The organism is Paenibacillus dendritiformis (assembly GCF_015845845.1).
Taxonomy (GTDB): Bacteria; Bacillota; Bacilli; order Paenibacillales; family Paenibacillaceae; genus Paenibacillus_B; species Paenibacillus_B dendritiformis_C.
In genome coordinates, this window is sequence record NZ_LDIG01000050.1 from 89,704 (window position 1) to 104,648 (window position 14,945).

Annotated in this window: 13 protein-coding genes; 9 read left to right on the forward strand and 4 right to left on the reverse strand. The window is 57.1% G+C overall.

The features are described 5' to 3' along the window. Positions 1 to 13: 13 nt before the first annotated feature. Positions 14 to 1,081 carry a sulfate ABC transporter substrate-binding protein gene (locus ABD76_RS02180; RefSeq protein ID WP_197253916.1) on the reverse strand — a complete coding sequence of 356 codons (1,068 nt, stop codon included), beginning with the start codon at positions 1,079 to 1,081 and terminating at the stop codon, positions 14 to 16. An 870-nt stretch (positions 1,082 to 1,951) separates the two neighbouring features. Here ABD76_RS02180 and ABD76_RS02185 point away from each other — a divergent pair. Next, a complete protein-coding gene (locus ABD76_RS02185) occupies positions 1,952 to 4,489 on the forward strand; it encodes a DUF4855 domain-containing protein (RefSeq protein ID WP_197253918.1) in 2,538 nt (845 codons plus the stop codon). A gap of 106 nt (positions 4,490 to 4,595) precedes the next feature. On the opposite strand, the gene ABD76_RS02190 is transcribed toward ABD76_RS02185, so the two are convergent. After that, the gene (locus tag ABD76_RS02190; RefSeq protein ID WP_197253920.1) at positions 4,596 to 4,895 is read right to left on the reverse strand and encodes a YerC/YecD family TrpR-related protein; all 300 of its coding nucleotides are present in this window, start codon (positions 4,893 to 4,895) and stop codon (positions 4,596 to 4,598) included. 322 nt (positions 4,896 to 5,217) lie between these two features. Between ABD76_RS02190 and hppD the strand changes: the two genes are divergently transcribed. Genes hppD through ABD76_RS02230 form a run of 8 tightly spaced genes read left to right on the forward strand, consistent with a single transcriptional unit; the run spans position 5,218 to position 13,012 of the window. Then, positions 5,218 to 6,330, forward strand: coding sequence for a 4-hydroxyphenylpyruvate dioxygenase (gene hppD / locus ABD76_RS02195; protein ID WP_197253922.1), 1,113 nt, complete (start codon positions 5,218 to 5,220; stop codon positions 6,328 to 6,330). Positions 6,331 to 6,360: 30 nt separating this feature from the next. Continuing rightward, positions 6,361 to 6,972, forward strand: coding sequence for a flavin reductase family protein (locus ABD76_RS02200; protein WP_197253924.1), 612 nt, complete (start codon positions 6,361 to 6,363; stop codon positions 6,970 to 6,972). A 24-nt stretch (positions 6,973 to 6,996) separates the two neighbouring features. Next, the gene (locus tag ABD76_RS02205) at positions 6,997 to 7,932 is read left to right on the forward strand and encodes a fumarylacetoacetate hydrolase family protein (RefSeq protein WP_197253926.1); all 936 of its coding nucleotides are present in this window, start codon (positions 6,997 to 6,999) and stop codon (positions 7,930 to 7,932) included. Positions 7,933 to 7,986: 54 nt separating this feature from the next. After that, positions 7,987 to 9,168 (forward strand): homogentisate 1,2-dioxygenase, encoded by a 1,182-nt coding sequence (locus ABD76_RS02210; RefSeq protein ID WP_197253928.1) that lies wholly within the window; start codon positions 7,987 to 7,989, stop codon positions 9,166 to 9,168. A gap of 46 nt (positions 9,169 to 9,214) precedes the next feature. After that, positions 9,215 to 9,940 (forward strand): CoA transferase subunit A, encoded by a 726-nt coding sequence (locus ABD76_RS02215; RefSeq protein ID WP_197253930.1) that lies wholly within the window; start codon positions 9,215 to 9,217, stop codon positions 9,938 to 9,940. Beyond that, complete coding sequence (locus tag ABD76_RS02220) at positions 9,937 to 10,611, forward strand: 3-oxoacid CoA-transferase subunit B (RefSeq protein ID WP_197253932.1); 675 nt, start codon at positions 9,937 to 9,939, stop codon at positions 10,609 to 10,611. Before ABD76_RS02215 ends, ABD76_RS02220 begins: the two co-directional genes overlap by 4 nt. Before the next feature lie 33 nt (positions 10,612 to 10,644). Further along, positions 10,645 to 11,763: a histidinol-phosphate transaminase gene (hisC, locus tag ABD76_RS02225; RefSeq protein WP_197253933.1), complete on the forward strand. Its 1,119-nt coding sequence runs from the start codon at positions 10,645 to 10,647 to the stop codon at positions 11,761 to 11,763. 55 nt (positions 11,764 to 11,818) lie between these two features. Further along, entirely contained in the window at positions 11,819 to 13,012 is a 1,194-nt protein-coding gene (locus tag ABD76_RS02230) for an acetyl-CoA C-acetyltransferase (RefSeq protein WP_275100744.1), read from the forward strand. 297 nt (positions 13,013 to 13,309) lie between these two features. Here ABD76_RS02230 and ABD76_RS02235 read toward each other — a convergent pair whose 3' ends face one another. Next, the gene (locus ABD76_RS02235; RefSeq protein WP_197253948.1) at positions 13,310 to 14,233 is read right to left on the reverse strand and encodes a M48 family metalloprotease; all 924 of its coding nucleotides are present in this window, start codon (positions 14,231 to 14,233) and stop codon (positions 13,310 to 13,312) included. Beyond that, complete coding sequence (locus tag ABD76_RS02240; RefSeq protein ID WP_197253935.1) at positions 14,217 to 14,516, reverse strand: hypothetical protein; 300 nt, start codon at positions 14,514 to 14,516, stop codon at positions 14,217 to 14,219. Before ABD76_RS02240 ends, ABD76_RS02235 begins: the two co-directional genes overlap by 17 nt. Between the last annotated feature and the right edge of the window lie 429 nt (positions 14,517 to 14,945).

The following is a 14,945-nucleotide window of genomic DNA, read 5'->3' on the forward strand; positions in this document are numbered from 1 at the left end:
AAAAGATTGAAATTTACCGTTTATAGATTTCGTCGAACAGCGCTCCGTCGGCGAAATGCTTCTTGTGGGCCTCGGCCCAGCCGCCGAACTGCTCCTGGATAGTCAGCAGCTTCACTTGCGGAAAGCGCTCCTCGTACTTGGCGGCAACGGATTCCAGCCTCGGCCGGTAGTAATGCTTGGCGGCGATTTCTTGCCCTTCCTCGCTATACAAATAGTCGAGGTAAGCTTCCGCCGCTTTGCGCGTTCCCCGCTTATCCACGATTTCGTCCACGACCGCGACCGGCGGCTCCGCCAGAATGCTTAGGCTCGGCACCACGATTTCGAATTTATCCTTGCCCAGCTCATTGGTGGCCAGGAACGCCTCGTTCTCCCACGAGATCAGCACGTCGCCGATGCCGCGCTCGACGAAGGTGGTCGTCGCTCCGCGTGCGCCGGAGTCGAGCACGGGCACGTTGCGGTAGAGGCTCCGCAGCCACTCCTTCGCCTGTTCCTCATGATTGCCGCTAGCCGCGAGCGCGTAGCCCCAGGCGGCAAGGTAGTTCCAGCGCGCGCCGCCCGAGGTCTTCGGATTCGGCGTGATGATCTGGACATCCGGCTTCACGAGATCGTTCCAATCGCGGATGCCTTTCGGGTTGCCCTTCCGCACGAGGAAGACGATGGTAGAATAATAGGGGGCGCTGTTGTCCTTCAACCGCTTCTCCCAGCCGTCCTTGATCAGGCCGGCCTGTTGGATGGCATCGATATCGTATGCCAGGGCGAGGGTGACGACATCGGCCTGCAGCCCGTCGATAACGGATCGCGCCTGCTTGCCGCTGCCGCCATGGGATTGCTTGACGGTAATGGATTGTCCCGTCTTCTTCTGCCAATAAGCCGCAAAAGCTTGGTTGTAGTCCGCGTACAGCTCGCGCGTCGGATCATAGGATACGTTCTGAAGCACGATTGGCTCCGTGCCGCTGCCGTCCGTTCCGCTTTGGTCGCCCGTCTTCGCGCCTCCGGATCCGTTTCCGCAGGCGGCCGTCAGGCCCAAGGCCGCGATAAGCGCCCATAGCATCGCTTTTTTTCGGTATGGTCTGCCCTTCATCTTGCATGCTCCTCTCTCGCGGCCGTTTCAGCTTCGCTGGGCCGCCTGCAGCCCGCACCGTATGAATTGTGCCGGCTCTTTTTCAATAACTCCGATGGGACAACTTGGTTATTTCGGTATATGCAAGTATGGTATCAGCCCTCTCGCGTGATAGTCAATAAAGATTTGCAGGAATGCAACTTATTCCCATATTCGTCGAAAGACCGTTCCTTCGCTTCGCGAAAACGTTTTATATTGATGCGGTTCCGGCAAATGGAGGTCCGGTTTTATCCAAATTGCGCATTAGGGAACAGGGGGGTAACCTCTCGGATTCGATGGAAGCAAATCTATGTTGGCGCAAGCAATTGAGAGATTGGCGGCATGAAGCAACCCGTAAGCAGGACAAATTGATTTCTTCCGTCGAAGTAGATAGGGGATGCAGTTCAAGCTCCGCGCCCTTCGAGGCGCTCATCGCCGATCTGGCGTCGCGACGGCCGAAGAGCGTTTTAACGGGCCGATAGGGTCATTCGCTTCCTGCCCAAGCTGTGGGTTACGTTGGAGGCGATGTGGGCGAGAACCCGGACATCGTGGAGAAACAGCACTCTGCTGCCGGCATGAAAGAGGATCTAGCCGCCATGAAAGGGAAGCTAACGGCAGGATCTTGCGGACAGAGAAGGTAAACAACTGTATATGAAAGTCATAAAAAATCTCTTTCCTGCGGGGCGAACGGTCAATTATTGTTATATTGAAGGCGCTTACATAAACGGCTTCGAAGGCTTCTTGACCTGTGCATCTCCGAGAAGGGAGGGAATTGATAGGTGTCGGGCGCGAGGCAGTCGCGCCTAGAGAAGCGGCATGGGGGATCGTAAACCACACTCAGGAGGGAAAATGATGCTATCTTTGAAAAAGAGAATATCCCTGGCCTTATGCATGATGATGCTGTTCACCTTCATCCCGGTTCCGAATGCGCATGCGGCCGAGAGCGAGGCGGAGCTTCGCAATCTGGCCAAGGACTCCACCTATGTATGGTCGGAGGCGCCGGATTACCGCTACCCGGATACCGGTAACAAGCTGACGGACGGCAAAACCGGCGGCACAAACGTGCTGGATCCGGCCTGGACCGGACATTTGCAGAAGCAAACGCGGGAGATCGTATTCGATCTGGGCGAGGCGAAGTCCATCTCCAGCATCAAGTCGCATTTCCTTCAGGATTGGCCCGGATCGGCCATCCTGTTCCCATTGACGGTATCGATATACGTCTCGAACGATAACGTGAATTGGGGTGAGGTATCCCACAAGGCGACCGAGCTGCTGTGGGTCGACGGTCCGCCAAAGGATCAATATTATGTGTGGGACGGAAGCAAGGACGGCATTCCTTCGGCGGGAGCAGACGCCAAAATGGCGTATGCCCGGTACGTCAAAGTGATGTTCTCGATGCATCCGAAAGCCTGGACCTTCCTCGACGAGATCGAGATTATCGGAGCGGACGGCAAGCTGGAGGGCGCCAGGGAGGTGCCAACCAAGTCGTTCGAATATTTGCGCCCGGGCGCGAATACGGCGGGAATCCGCAATCTGTCGCTCGTCTATAACGGGTACTACAGCGATATGCCGGAATGGACGAAGGAGAATCTGATTCCCGAGATTGGTTATGTCAACAAAAACGGGGAACTAACGGACTGGTTCTTCGACGGCGTGCTGATGCTCGGCTTGAAGTCGCCTGAAGGACGCGATTTGGGGTACGATTCGCTCTTGCCGGACTGGAAATGGTACCTCGACAAAACCTTCAAGCCGGAAGGCGATATGAGCCAGTTGAATGAAGCGGTGAAAGAAGTCGGGCAGAAGTTGAATCAGCCGGACTACAAAATGAAGGTGGTGGCGATGATCCCGCTTCCGGCCGAGCATGTGACGGACTTCGGCGATGTGGACGGGGACGGCGTGTCCGAGAACTTCAGTGAGGGAAGCGTCGGCCGGGAGCAGGCGTTGGCCAATCGGCAGAAGGCGGTCCGCTGGTGGATCCAGGAAGTCCTCAAGCGTTGGGAAGAGAACAAGTACTCCAACCTGGAGCTTGTCGGCCTGTATTGGCTGGATGAGTCGATCAGCACCAGCGAATCGGGTCCGGAGTTCGTCCGCAGGGTCAATGCCGATGTGCATGCGCAGGGCCTGACATCGTTCTGGATTCCGCACTCTATGGCATATAAAGCCTTTATGTGGAAAGATGTCGGATTCGATGCGGCAGCATACCAGCCGAACTACTTCTTCGAGCCGCTGCCGATCGATCGTCTGATTGACGGAGCCAAAACGGCGAAGCGGTTCGGCATGGGCGTAGAACTCGAGTTCGACAACCGCATGCTGACGGACGAGGCATTCCGCAAGCGGTTCCATGAATATCTCGATGCCGGCTATGAGTATGGCTTTGCCAGCCCGGACACGTTCAAGGCATACTACAAAGGAAGCGGTCCGGTGCTGCGCGACGCGGCGTACAACCAGGATCCGCAAATTCGCGAGCTGTACGACAGACTGTATCAATTCGCGAACGGCAAAAGCACGGGCGGCAATACGCCGCCCGCAGCGTCGGACGCCTCGTTCCGCACGGCGGCCAATACCCCGGTAACCGGCACGCTCACGGCTGCCGACAGCGACGGGGATGCGCTGACGTACAGCATTGTCGACAACGGCACAAAAGGCAAGGCCGTGGTTACGGATGCGTCGACAGGCGCCTTCACCTACACGCCGAATGAGGGAGAGACGGGCACGGACACGTTCACCTTCAAGGCGAATGACGGCCAATCCGATTCGAATATCGCCACCGTCACGGTAACCATCGATTCGGCCGCGGCCGGATGGCAGACCCAATTGAGCGGGGCAAGCAACGTCCAGCCGGGGGAGAAATTCACCGTAACGTACGGCTTGAACGGCGGCTCGCAGAACGTCTATGCGCAGGATATCCGAGTCGAGTATGATCCGGCTTTTATGGAACTGGTGTCCGTCAAATCGGTCAAGAAAGGCATCAGCCTGATCGATAGCGACAAAAAGACGCCCGGCAAGCTGCATCTGATTGTGGCCAGCCAAGGCGAGGGCAACGCGGTGAATGGCGCGGCGGATCTGCTGGAGCTGACGTTCCGCGTCAAGAAGGAGATCGGCTCGAATACCGGCGTCATCTCTATCTCCAGCGCGGTGCTCGGCGATGAGCAGGGACGGGAAGCGCAGGCGGCTCCCTCTTCGAAGACGATTCAAGCCGGGGCATCGCTTCCCGGGGACTACAACGGGGACGGCAAGGTAACCGTTGGCGATCTGGGTATCGTCGCGTCTCATTACGGCAAGACGAAGCACAGTCCGGATTGGGAGCAGGTGAAGCATATGGATGCGAACGGCAACGGGAAAATCGACGACCAGGATTTGGCCTTCGTCAGCCGCAAGCTGATGAACTAGAAGGGGCCGACACGCGCCAAGCGCTTGCGCTTCGCATGTGTCGGCTCTTGTGCCGGCATAACCTCTGAATGAGACGGGGACGCGGAGTGCTTCCCGATCCCGATTTTTATTGCTGTTCCTGTTCAAGCCTGCCGAGCATGAGCCGGTAACTTCCGTTGCCATAGTGCAGGATTCGCTTGACGCGCGAGATAATGGCCGTGCTTGCGCCGGTCTCCGCTTCGATTTCCATATACGTGCTGCCGTTCAACAGCATTTTGGCGACTTCCAGCCGTTGGGACAAGGCCTGCAATTCTTTCGGAGTCGTCAAGTCCTCGAAAAAATCATAACATTCCTCGACGCTTTGCAGCTTCATAATGACCTCCAACAATTGTTCGATGGCCGGGTCGCCGGAACGCTTGGCATACATATCGTCCTATCAACTCCAATTCGAAATGAATACCATAAATGCGCATACTCCTTATTTTTTGACAAGAAGCCGCCTATTTCCTTCTGTTTGTTCAAAAAACATTCACAATTTCGCGCCTTTCCGAAAAACAGCCTGATACTTGGTGATGCTTCAATGCGATAGCGTCCCGCTGCGGTTTATTCCTGCCGGATTTATGCGCCGGGGTGCAGCCGCGGTTCATCCGCCGCGCGTTGGAGCATGCTCGCGTTCGAGTACGCTTTTGCTAGATATTGGAATCCATCATATACTCTCAGTGGCAGCAATCAAGCGTAGGAGGGTGTTTATGAAAAAACAAGCGATTACCGAAAGAACGGAGCAAGAAATTTTCCCGATTCAGGACATCGACTACATTGAATTTTATACGGGGAACGCGAAGCAGGCGATGCACTATTTCGTCAAAGGGTACGGATTCCGGCCCATCGCCTATTCCGGCCTGGAGACCGGCAACCGGGAGCAAGTATCGTATGTTGTCGAGCAGAACAAAATTCGGTTCGTTCTCTCCGGCGCTCTCTCCGACAGCCACCCGATTGCCGAGTTCGTCAAACTGCACGGCGATGGGGTCAAAGATGTCGCATTGCGGGTCAGCAATGTTGAAAAGGCTTACAAGGATGCGGTCTCGCGCGGCGGCATCGCGATTATGGAGCCGGCCGAGTATTCGGATGAGCACGGCAAGGTCAAAAAAGCGATTATCGGCACGTATGGCGACACGATTCATACGCTGATAGAGCGGGACGATTATAATGGGCTGTTCTTGCCTGGCTATGAATCGATCGAGGACAGTCTGCCGCATCAGCCGGCCGGACTGATCGGCATTGATCATGTCGTCGGCAACGTGGAGCGAATGGATGAATGGGTGGCTTACTATGAAAAAGTGATGGGCTTCAAGCAAATGATTCATTTCGATGATGAGGACATCAGCACGGAATATTCGGCTCTCATGTCCAAAGTGATGCATAACGGGGGCAGAATCAAATTCCCGATCAACGAACCCGCGACCGCCAAACGCAAATCGCAGATCCAGGAGTATCTGGAATATTACAACGGACCGGGCGTGCAGCATCTCGCCCTGTTGACGAACGACATCGTCTCGACCGTGACGGCGCTGCGCGAGAACGGGGTGGAGTTCCTGAGCACGCCGGATACTTACTACGATATGCTGACGGAACGGGTAGGACGGATCGATGAGGATATCGCCAAGCTGAAGGAACTGAAAATTTTGGTCGATCGGGATGATGAAGGCTATTTGCTGCAGATATTCACGAAGCCGCTTGTCGACAGACCGACGCTGTTTTTTGAGATCATTCAACGCAAAGGAGCCGTCGGCTTCGGCGAAGGGAATTTCAAGGCCTTGTTCGAATCGATCGAACGGGAGCAGGAACGCCGCGGCAACTTGTAGCCCCGCGCCGCAGGAAGGAGTAGAAGCCGCATGCAAATTGCACCGCACGAGCTGCACTGGAGAGACGCTTATAAGCTGATGATAGGCTCCATCCTGCCGCGTCCGATTGCTTTTGTGTCCACGATCGATTCGGAAGGTACGGCGAATCTGGCTCCGTTCAGCTTTTTCACGGCCATCTGCGCGGAGCCGCTCCTAATCTGCTTCGCCCCGATGCGCCGGGGGACGGACGGCCGCAAGAAGGATACGCTTGTCAATATTGAAGCGACCGGCGAATTCGTGGTCAATATCGTCGGGGAACGGATCGTCGAACCGATGAATGAGACGGCCGCCGAATTCGATCCGGAGGTGGATGAGTTCCAGGCGGCGGGCTTGACCCCGATCCCGAGCCGGCTCATTCGTCCTTGCCGGGTGCAGGAAAGCGCCATCCATATGGAATGCGTGCTCCATGATATCCTTCATTTCGGCGATCAGCCGGGCGCTGGGAGTCTCGTCATCGGCAAGGTCGTGCTGATGCATATTAGCGACGAGTTGTATGCCGACGGCAAAATCGACATGGAGAAGCTGCTTCCGATTGGACGCATGGCCGGCCATGTCTATTCCCGGGCCGTCTCCGACACATTTATGCTGGAGAGAAAAAAGTAACGGCCACGGGATGCGGGAGGTTCTATGAAATTCGTGACATTTGACACCGGCACGGGCGCGCCGCGCTCCGGTTGGCTGAGGGATGGATGCGTCGTCGACATGCAGGCCGTCAGCGAGGGGCGGCTGCCGGGCGAATTGCTGGAATTAGTGCGCCATCATGAGGATTATATGGAAGAAGCAGGGCGAATCGACCGCCGTCTTGGCCCGGATGCGGAGTCGATGCTCGCGCATGCGGGCGTCTATCCTGCGGCCGATGTCGCCTTGCTCGCGCCGATTCCGAAGCCGCCGAGCGTCCGGGATTTCTATGCCTTCGAAGCGCATGTGATCGCGGCGCGGCGGCGGCGGGGGCTCGATATGGTTCCGGAATGGTACCGGTTCCCGGTGTTCTATTTCAGCAATCATCAGGCCATTGCCGGTCCGGACGCGCTCATCCGCAGACCGGCCGCCACCTCCGCTCTGGATTACGAGCTGGAGGTGGCCTGCGTCATCGGCAAGGAAGGACGGGATATCGGGGCAGAAGAGGCGAACGCTTATATTTTCGGCTATTGCATCATGAACGACTGGAGCGCGCGCGATCTCCAGCGGGAGGAAGTGAAGGTCGGCCTCGGCCCGGCCAAGGGCAAAGATTTCGCCACGTCGCTCGGTCCTTATCTGGTCACCAAGGACGAGCTGGAGCCCTATCGCGCCGGCGGGCGCCACGAACTGGAGATGGCGGCTCGCGTCAACGGCGTCGAGCTGTCGCGCGGCAATATGCGCGATCTGCATTATACATTCGGGGACATGATCGCGCGGGCTTCGGCGGACGCGACGCTGTATCCCGGCGATATTATCGGATCGGGCACGGTCGGGACGGGCTGCCTTCTTGAGCTGGGACCGGAAGCGCACCGTTGGCTGGAGTCCGGCGATGTCGTCGAATTGGAAGTCACGGGACTCGGTCTGCTGCGCAATACCATCGGTTGAACCGGCGAAGAAGCCCGCCGACCGGTGCTGAATTGAGAGAGGAGGATGCATGTCATGGCCTATTACCGCCGCATGGGAGACATTCCGGGCAAAAGGCATACGATGTTCCGCAAGCCGGACGGCACTCTGTACCGCGAGCAAGTCATGGGAACGAAGGGCTTCTCCGGAATTCAGTCGATCTTGTATCACCATTATCCGCCGACGGCTGTCGCCAAGGCGGAAGTGCACGCCGCCTTCGACATTGAATTCGAAGAGCAGGGCGCTCTGCGCCACCGTCATCTGCTGACCGGCGACTGCACGGATACGGGCGATGCCGTCGCCGGCAGACGGTATATGCTGGGCAACGAGGACTTGCTCATCGCCATTGCGAACGTCGATCGGCCGATGGATTATTTTTATCGGAACGGGGACGGGGACGAGCTGTTGTTCGTGCATGAAGGGGAGGGCGCCGTAGAGACGATGTTCGGCACCCTTCGTTACCGGCCGGGGGATTATATTGTGATCCCGATCGGAACGATCTATCGCGTCATTCCGGAACCGGGGCGTACGAAGCTCTTGGCCGTGGAGACGAACAGCTGGATTACGACGCCGAAGCGCTATCGCAACTCGCATGGCCAGCTTTTGGAGCACAGCCCATTCTGCGAGCGGGATTTCCGCGGTCCGGAGAAGCTGGAAACCTATGTCGAACTCGGCGAGTTCGAGGTAAGAACGAAGTCTAGGGGATATATCCATCAGCATATATTCAATCATCACCCGTTCGATGTCGTAGGCTGGGACGGGTACTTGTACCCATGGATTTTCAATATTGCCGATTTCGAGCCGATTACGGGCCGCATCCATATGCCGCCGCCGATTCATCAGACCTTCGAGGGGAACAACTTTGTCGTTTGCTCCTTCGTTCCCCGGTTATACGACTATCATCCCGAGGGGATTCCGGCCCCTTATTTCCACAGCAACGTAGACAGCGACGAGGTGCTCTATTATGTCCGGGGCAACTTCATGAGCCGCAAGGGCGTGAAGGAAGGCTCCATCACCTTGCATCCGTCGGGCATTCCGCACGGTCCGCATCCCGGCAAGATCGAAGACAGCATCGGCAAAAAAGAAACGACGGAGCTGGCGGTCATGATCGATACGTTCCGGCCGCTCCGCGTCGTCAAGCAGGCGTTGTCCTATGAAGACAGCGATTATATGTACAGCTGGTGTGCCAGCTCGCCGGAAGCGTCGCGCAGCGTGTAAGCGCGTGTATGAGGTTCAAGATATGCCGATGAAAGGAGCGCATGGCATGAAGAAAGGGAAAGTCGTGCATTCCGCCGCCGAGGCGATAGAGGGGATTCGGGACGGAGCCACCTTGATAGTGGGCGGATTCGGCCTGTGCGGTATCCCCGAGCTGACCATTGCGGCGCTGAGAGACAGCGGCGTGAAGAATCTGACCATCGTGAGCAATACTTGCGGCGTGGACGACTGGGGGCTCGGCCTTCTGCTCCCGAACCGCCAGATTAAGAAAATGATCGCCTCGTATGTCGGGGAGAACAAAACGTTCGAGCGCCAGCTTCTGAGCGGCGAGCTGGAGGTGGAGTTCGTGCCGCAGGGCACGCTGGCCGAGCGCATCCGCGCGGGCGGAGCCGGCATCCCGGCTTTCTACACGGCGACGGGCGTCGGCACGATGGTGGCGGAAGACAAGGAGCATAAACAGTTCAACGGCCGCACCTACTTGATGGAAAAGGCGATTGTCGGCGATTTTGCGCTCGTGAAGGCGTGGAAGGGGGATTCATTCGGCAACCTGGTCTACCGGAAGACGGCACGGAACTTCAATCCGCTGGCAGCGGCTGCGGGCAAGATTACGATTGCCGAGGTGGAGGAGCTGGTCGAGCCGGGACAATTGGATCCGAATGATATTCATACGCCAGGCATCTATGTGCAGCGGGTGCTCCACGGAACCGGGTACGAGAAGCGGATTGAACGGCGCGTCGTGCAGCCGGCGACGCTCGGAACGGAGGGATTCTCATGAGGGACGCACGCGAGGCCATCGTCCGGCGGGCCGTGCTGGAGATTAAGGACGGGATGGCGGTCAATCTCGGCATCGGCATACCGACCATGATTGCAGGAATCATTCCGCGGGAGTTCAATGTGATGCTCCATTCCGAGAACGGCTTGCTCGGACTCGGCCCCTATCCGTTGGAAGGGACCGAGGACCCGGATCTGATTAACGCGGGCAAGGAGACGGTGACCGTCGTGGAGGGAGCCTCCTATTTCGACAGCGCCGAATCGTTCGCCATGATCCGGGGCGGACATATCGATCTCGCCATTTTGGGCGGAATGGAAGTATCGGAGCAGGGCGATCTGGCGAATTGGATGATCCCCGGGAAAATGATCAAGGGCATGGGAGGCGCCATGGACCTGGTGAACGGCGCCCGGCGCATCGTCGTCATTATGGAGCATGTGAACAAGCACGGCGAACCCAAGATCAAGCGCGAGTGCAGCTTGCCGCTGACCGGCACGCGAGTGGTCGACCGGTTAATTACCGATTTGGCCGTGTTTGATTTTACCGAAGAAGGCATGGTCTTGATCGAGACGCAGCAGGGAGTTGACGTGGAAGAGATTCGGCACAAAACCGAGGCGCGGTTCCGGGTAAGCCCTGCCTTGAGCACGGAGAACGCGCCGCCGCGGGAATCGCAGTAAAGCGTGGCAGTAATGGGCGAAGGAGGATGGTCTATGCAAGTGTCTGTCAAAATTCCGACGAGAAAAGAAATCGAACCGTTAGGCGTGTACGTGCCGGGAAAACCGATTGAAGAGGTAAAAAGGGAGTTCGGTCTTACGGAGATCATCAAGCTCGCGTCCAATGAAAATCCGTACGGTTGCTCGGAATTGGCCGCTCAGGCCGTGATGCGCGAAATGGAAAAATGCGCTTTCTATCCGGAAGGCACCGCTCCCGAATTGGCGGCCAAGCTGGCCGCCAATCTTGGTGTTGATCCAGAAAATGTCATCGTCGGAAATGGCTCCGACGAGATTATCCGCTTATTGACGCGGAGCTATATCGCGGCAGGGGACGAAGCGATTATGGCCGATGTCACGTTCTCCCGCTACGAGACGAACGTCCGCATCGAGGGCGGCGTTCCGGTCACGGTGCCGCTCATCGACGGCGTTCATGATCTGGCCGGCATGCTGAAGGCCATCGGCAGCCGGACGAAGATGATCTTCGTCTGCAACCCGAACAATCCGACGGGGACGATCGTGGGGCGCAGCGAGCTGCTGGCCTTCATCGAGCAGGTGCCGCGCCATATTATGCTAGTCATCGACGAAGCTTATTACGAATATGTATCCGATCCGGATTACTTGCAGACCGTGCCGCTGCTCGCCGGCTATCCGAACCTGGTCATCCTGCGCACGTTCTCCAAAATCTACGGTCTGGCGGCGCTGCGGGCAGGTTACGGCATGATGCACCCAAGCATCGTGCAGGAACTGATCAAAGTGAAGGAGCCGTTCAACTCGAACCGGATGGCGCAAGCCGCAGCCATCGCCTCCTTGGACGATCCGGTGTTCGCCGCCGACTGCGCGCGCCGGAATGAGGCGGCCAGAACGAAGCTGGCCTCGGAGCTGAAGCAGCTCGGGCTGTCCTGCTATCCTTCGCATGCCAACTTCCTGATGGTGAAGCTGGGACGCTCCGGAGACGACGTATTCCGCTCCTTGCTGGCGCGGGGCGTGGTGGTGCGTGCGGGCAGCCTGCTCGGCTATCCGGACACGATCCGCGTCTCCGTCGGAACGGAGCAGGACAATCAGGTGTTCGTGGAGGCGCTGCGGCATATACTCCGACCTGACGGCCAGCCCGCGTGAACGTAGCGGGATGCGTCCTGGCTGCATAGTCGATTGGTGAGGACTTGATAGCGGAATGGAGGGGACGGATCTGACGGATGTCGTGATTGCAAGCGCCGTGCGGACGCCGATCGGCGCGTTCATGGGCGGATTGAGCGAAGTGCCGGCGGCCGAGCTGGGAGCGCTGGTTATTGCGGAAGCGCTGCAGCGCGCCGGGCTTCGCCCGGAAGCGGCGCAAGAAGTGATGATGGGAAATGTGCTGCAGGCGGGCAGCGGCCAAGGTCCCGCCCGTCTGGCCGCGATGAAGGCGGGCCTGCCCTGCGAGGTGCCGGCCGTAACGATCAATAAAATATGCGGATCGGGTCTGAAAGCGGTCATCATGGCCGCACAGGCCATCAAGGCGGGCGACGCGGATCTTATCGTCGCGGGCGGCATGGAAAATATGTCGATGGCGCCATATTTGCTGACGCAGGGAAGAGCCGGATACCGGCTGGGGGACGGAGTGCTTGTGGACAGCGTCCTCAAAGACGGGCTCACCTGCTCGATCGGCGGCATCCATATGGGACAGACCGCGGAAAATATCGCGGCGAAGTACCGGATTGCGCGGGAGGAGCAGGATGACTTTGCCTTGACGAGCCAGCAAAGAGCCCGCGAGGCATGGGAGCGCAATGAATTTTCTGCCGAAATCGCGCCGGTGGAGATTCGGACCAAGAAGGGGCCGACGAATATAGAAGCCGATGAGCATCTGCGCCCGGATGTGACGCTAGCCGCGCTGGTCCGGCTCAAGCCTGCCTTCCAGCCGGACGGCACGGTCACGGCCGGGAATGCCTCGGGGATTAACGACGGGGCGGCGGCGCTTGTCGTCTGCTCCGGGCGCATGGCGAAGCAGATGGGGCTGCCCGTGCTTGCGCGCATCCGCGGCTACGCCTGCACAGGCGTGGACCCCGCCTTGATGGGCATGGGCCCGGTATCGGCCGCGCAAGCGGCGGTGAAGAAGGCGGGGATGTCAATCGCGGATATCGACCTGGCGGAATTAAATGAAGCTTTCGCCGCCCAGGCGATCGCCGTCATCCGCGAACTCGGCCTCGATCCGGCGATCGTCAATGTGAACGGCGGCGCCATCGCACTCGGGCATCCGATCGGCGCCAGCGGGGCGCGCATCCTCGTGACGCTGCTGCATGCGATGAAGCGCAGGCAGGCGGCCACCGGGCTTGCCGCCTTGTGCGTCGGCGGCGGTCATGGCGTCGCTGTCGTCGTCGAGCAACAATAACGTATGGAATATGCAGAGGCAGCACCTCCGCTTCCGATTGGATCGGCGGTGCTGCCGTCTATTCGGACTGATCCTGTTTGCGTTCGAGATTTTTTCATAGGCAGGCTGATTTGCGTTTTGTCCGAATGTATACTTGGCTGACATTTCCTGAATGTTGATGCGGACAATGGAGGTGCATTTGATCTGACCCGAGACCGGATGGCCGGACAACTCCTCGGCAAGAACGTATGCTATCTTCAAACGCTCCTTGCTTTTGTCATTCATTTGTTTACGGCTATCTGCGCATAGCGTGCTCCATCACAACACCGACTGAATATCATCCAGCAGGTAGCGCTGGCTTAATTGCTTCAGGCGCGCGAACTCTTCCTCCAGCTGATTTCTCAGGCTGCTGTCGGGCACATATCGCGGCGTCAGTACCTGATGATACTGCAAACTCTGTAATCTGTACGAAGTCGGCGGATGGGTGGAATCCAGCTGCACATCGATGGAATCGCAAATCCGCTGGATTCGCTTCAGCTCGCTTGCGGGGACATGCTTCATCTTATGGCGGAACTCCCCGAACAAATCCGAAGCAAAGCGGTAGCGGGCGATTCGCTCAGCCGTCAGCCAGAATACGGGAGCGAAGTGACATTTGCTCAAGGCCGAGCAAGCGGCATCGGTTCCTGCTATCTCGCCCGCGACTCGGTCCGCCAAATACTCGGCGCGCTGGCTCTCATCCCAGACCGTAATACCGAGGCCGTAGTATAGGATGAAAATCAGATTCGCCAACTGCAGCCGGGCATAACGAATCGGTGTGGAGATCGGCCTGAGCACTTCGCCCTCTTCGCAGTATGGAAGCACGAAATCGTACCAAGAAGCCATAATATGTCTCGCTGACTCGATAAACCAGGAACGGGTCACATCCTTATGCGCATGATGCGCGGTCTTGTGGGCGAGGATCGCGATCTTCTCTTGCAGAGTCAATGCCGAAAATAGAGGTATTCCAATCCCGATGATCTTGGTGCGGCGCCAGCCAAACTTGGTAAAGTAGGCATTGTAGGCATTCGTCATCCAAATCTCGTCGATCGGCGGTGCTTGAACGGCTGCGGCAATGTCATCGGCAGACGATACAGTTCGGGATATTCCTCCCGCCGCAAAGGCTGGCCCGACAGCTTCCGCCTGTAAGGCAGCATCAAGCCGATGAATAGAAGAAACAGGACAAAGGCTAGCTGGGTAAGTAATAACGAATTGCTATAAAAAACCAATTCACCGCAATAATCGGCAGACTGAAGGTACCTGCATGGATACTGGCGGCTATCAGATAAGCGAGCGCTTTGCGCCAGGTCCAGGGATACGTAATCCGCTCGGTGTACATATTCTCCTCAAGCAATTGCTGTGATTTTTTAACCCCCATGCGATAATTGATCCGTTCCACAAGCCCCAGCGAAGAGATGGGGCACCCGTTCGGATCGATGTTCCAATTGCATTCCTCGCACCAGGTAACATACCCCGGCACGGCTTCCATTTTGTGCCCGCATTCCGGGCGTATTCTGTTGTATGATTTGTCATTTTCCCACTCCATCTTGATGAATTCATAAAAGTTCCTTTATTATGTATCGGAAAATGACACCAAATTCACTAGCGTTGCATCAATCTTTTTACGAAAATTTTCACCCTATAATTCTCTATATTTGTAACTTATTGAACTATATTCGTGGACAAAAATAAAGAAATCTCCTATTGTTGAGTTACCCTAAGCGTCATCCATAAAACGCCTCAACAAAGGAGATTCCTATGGATAACGTACCGAATCAAAACGTCATTTGTCAATGCCTAAAATGGTTACATGTGAATTCCACTCGAGATGAGTCATTGGACTACCGAGCCCAAAAGTTGTTTGTCGGCGCTTCGACACTCTTGTTTGTAGAGGCACAGCTCCAGCAACGAGACTCAT

Excerpts from the sequence above, each read along its gene's own strand:
- ABD76_RS02180 (WP_197253916.1), bottom strand. The coding sequence starts at position 1,081 with ATGAAGGGCAGACCATACCGAAAAAAAGCGATGCTATGGGCGCTTATC.
- ABD76_RS02185 (WP_197253918.1), top strand. The coding sequence starts at position 1,952 with ATGCTATCTTTGAAAAAGAGAATATCCCTGGCCTTATGCATGATGATG.
- ABD76_RS02190 (WP_197253920.1), bottom strand. The coding sequence starts at position 4,895 with ATGTATGCCAAGCGTTCCGGCGACCCGGCCATCGAACAATTGTTGGAG.
- hppD (WP_197253922.1), top strand. The coding sequence starts at position 5,218 with ATGAAAAAACAAGCGATTACCGAAAGAACGGAGCAAGAAATTTTCCCG.
- ABD76_RS02200 (WP_197253924.1), top strand. The coding sequence starts at position 6,361 with ATGCAAATTGCACCGCACGAGCTGCACTGGAGAGACGCTTATAAGCTG.
- ABD76_RS02205 (WP_197253926.1), top strand. The coding sequence starts at position 6,997 with ATGAAATTCGTGACATTTGACACCGGCACGGGCGCGCCGCGCTCCGGT.
- ABD76_RS02210 (WP_197253928.1), top strand. The coding sequence starts at position 7,987 with ATGGCCTATTACCGCCGCATGGGAGACATTCCGGGCAAAAGGCATACG.
- ABD76_RS02215 (WP_197253930.1), top strand. The coding sequence starts at position 9,215 with ATGAAGAAAGGGAAAGTCGTGCATTCCGCCGCCGAGGCGATAGAGGGG.
- ABD76_RS02220 (WP_197253932.1), top strand. The coding sequence starts at position 9,937 with ATGAGGGACGCACGCGAGGCCATCGTCCGGCGGGCCGTGCTGGAGATT.
- hisC (WP_197253933.1), top strand. The coding sequence starts at position 10,645 with ATGCAAGTGTCTGTCAAAATTCCGACGAGAAAAGAAATCGAACCGTTA.
- ABD76_RS02230 (WP_275100744.1), top strand. The coding sequence starts at position 11,819 with ATGGAGGGGACGGATCTGACGGATGTCGTGATTGCAAGCGCCGTGCGG.
- ABD76_RS02240 (WP_197253935.1), bottom strand. The coding sequence starts at position 14,516 with ATGGAAGCCGTGCCGGGGTATGTTACCTGGTGCGAGGAATGCAATTGG.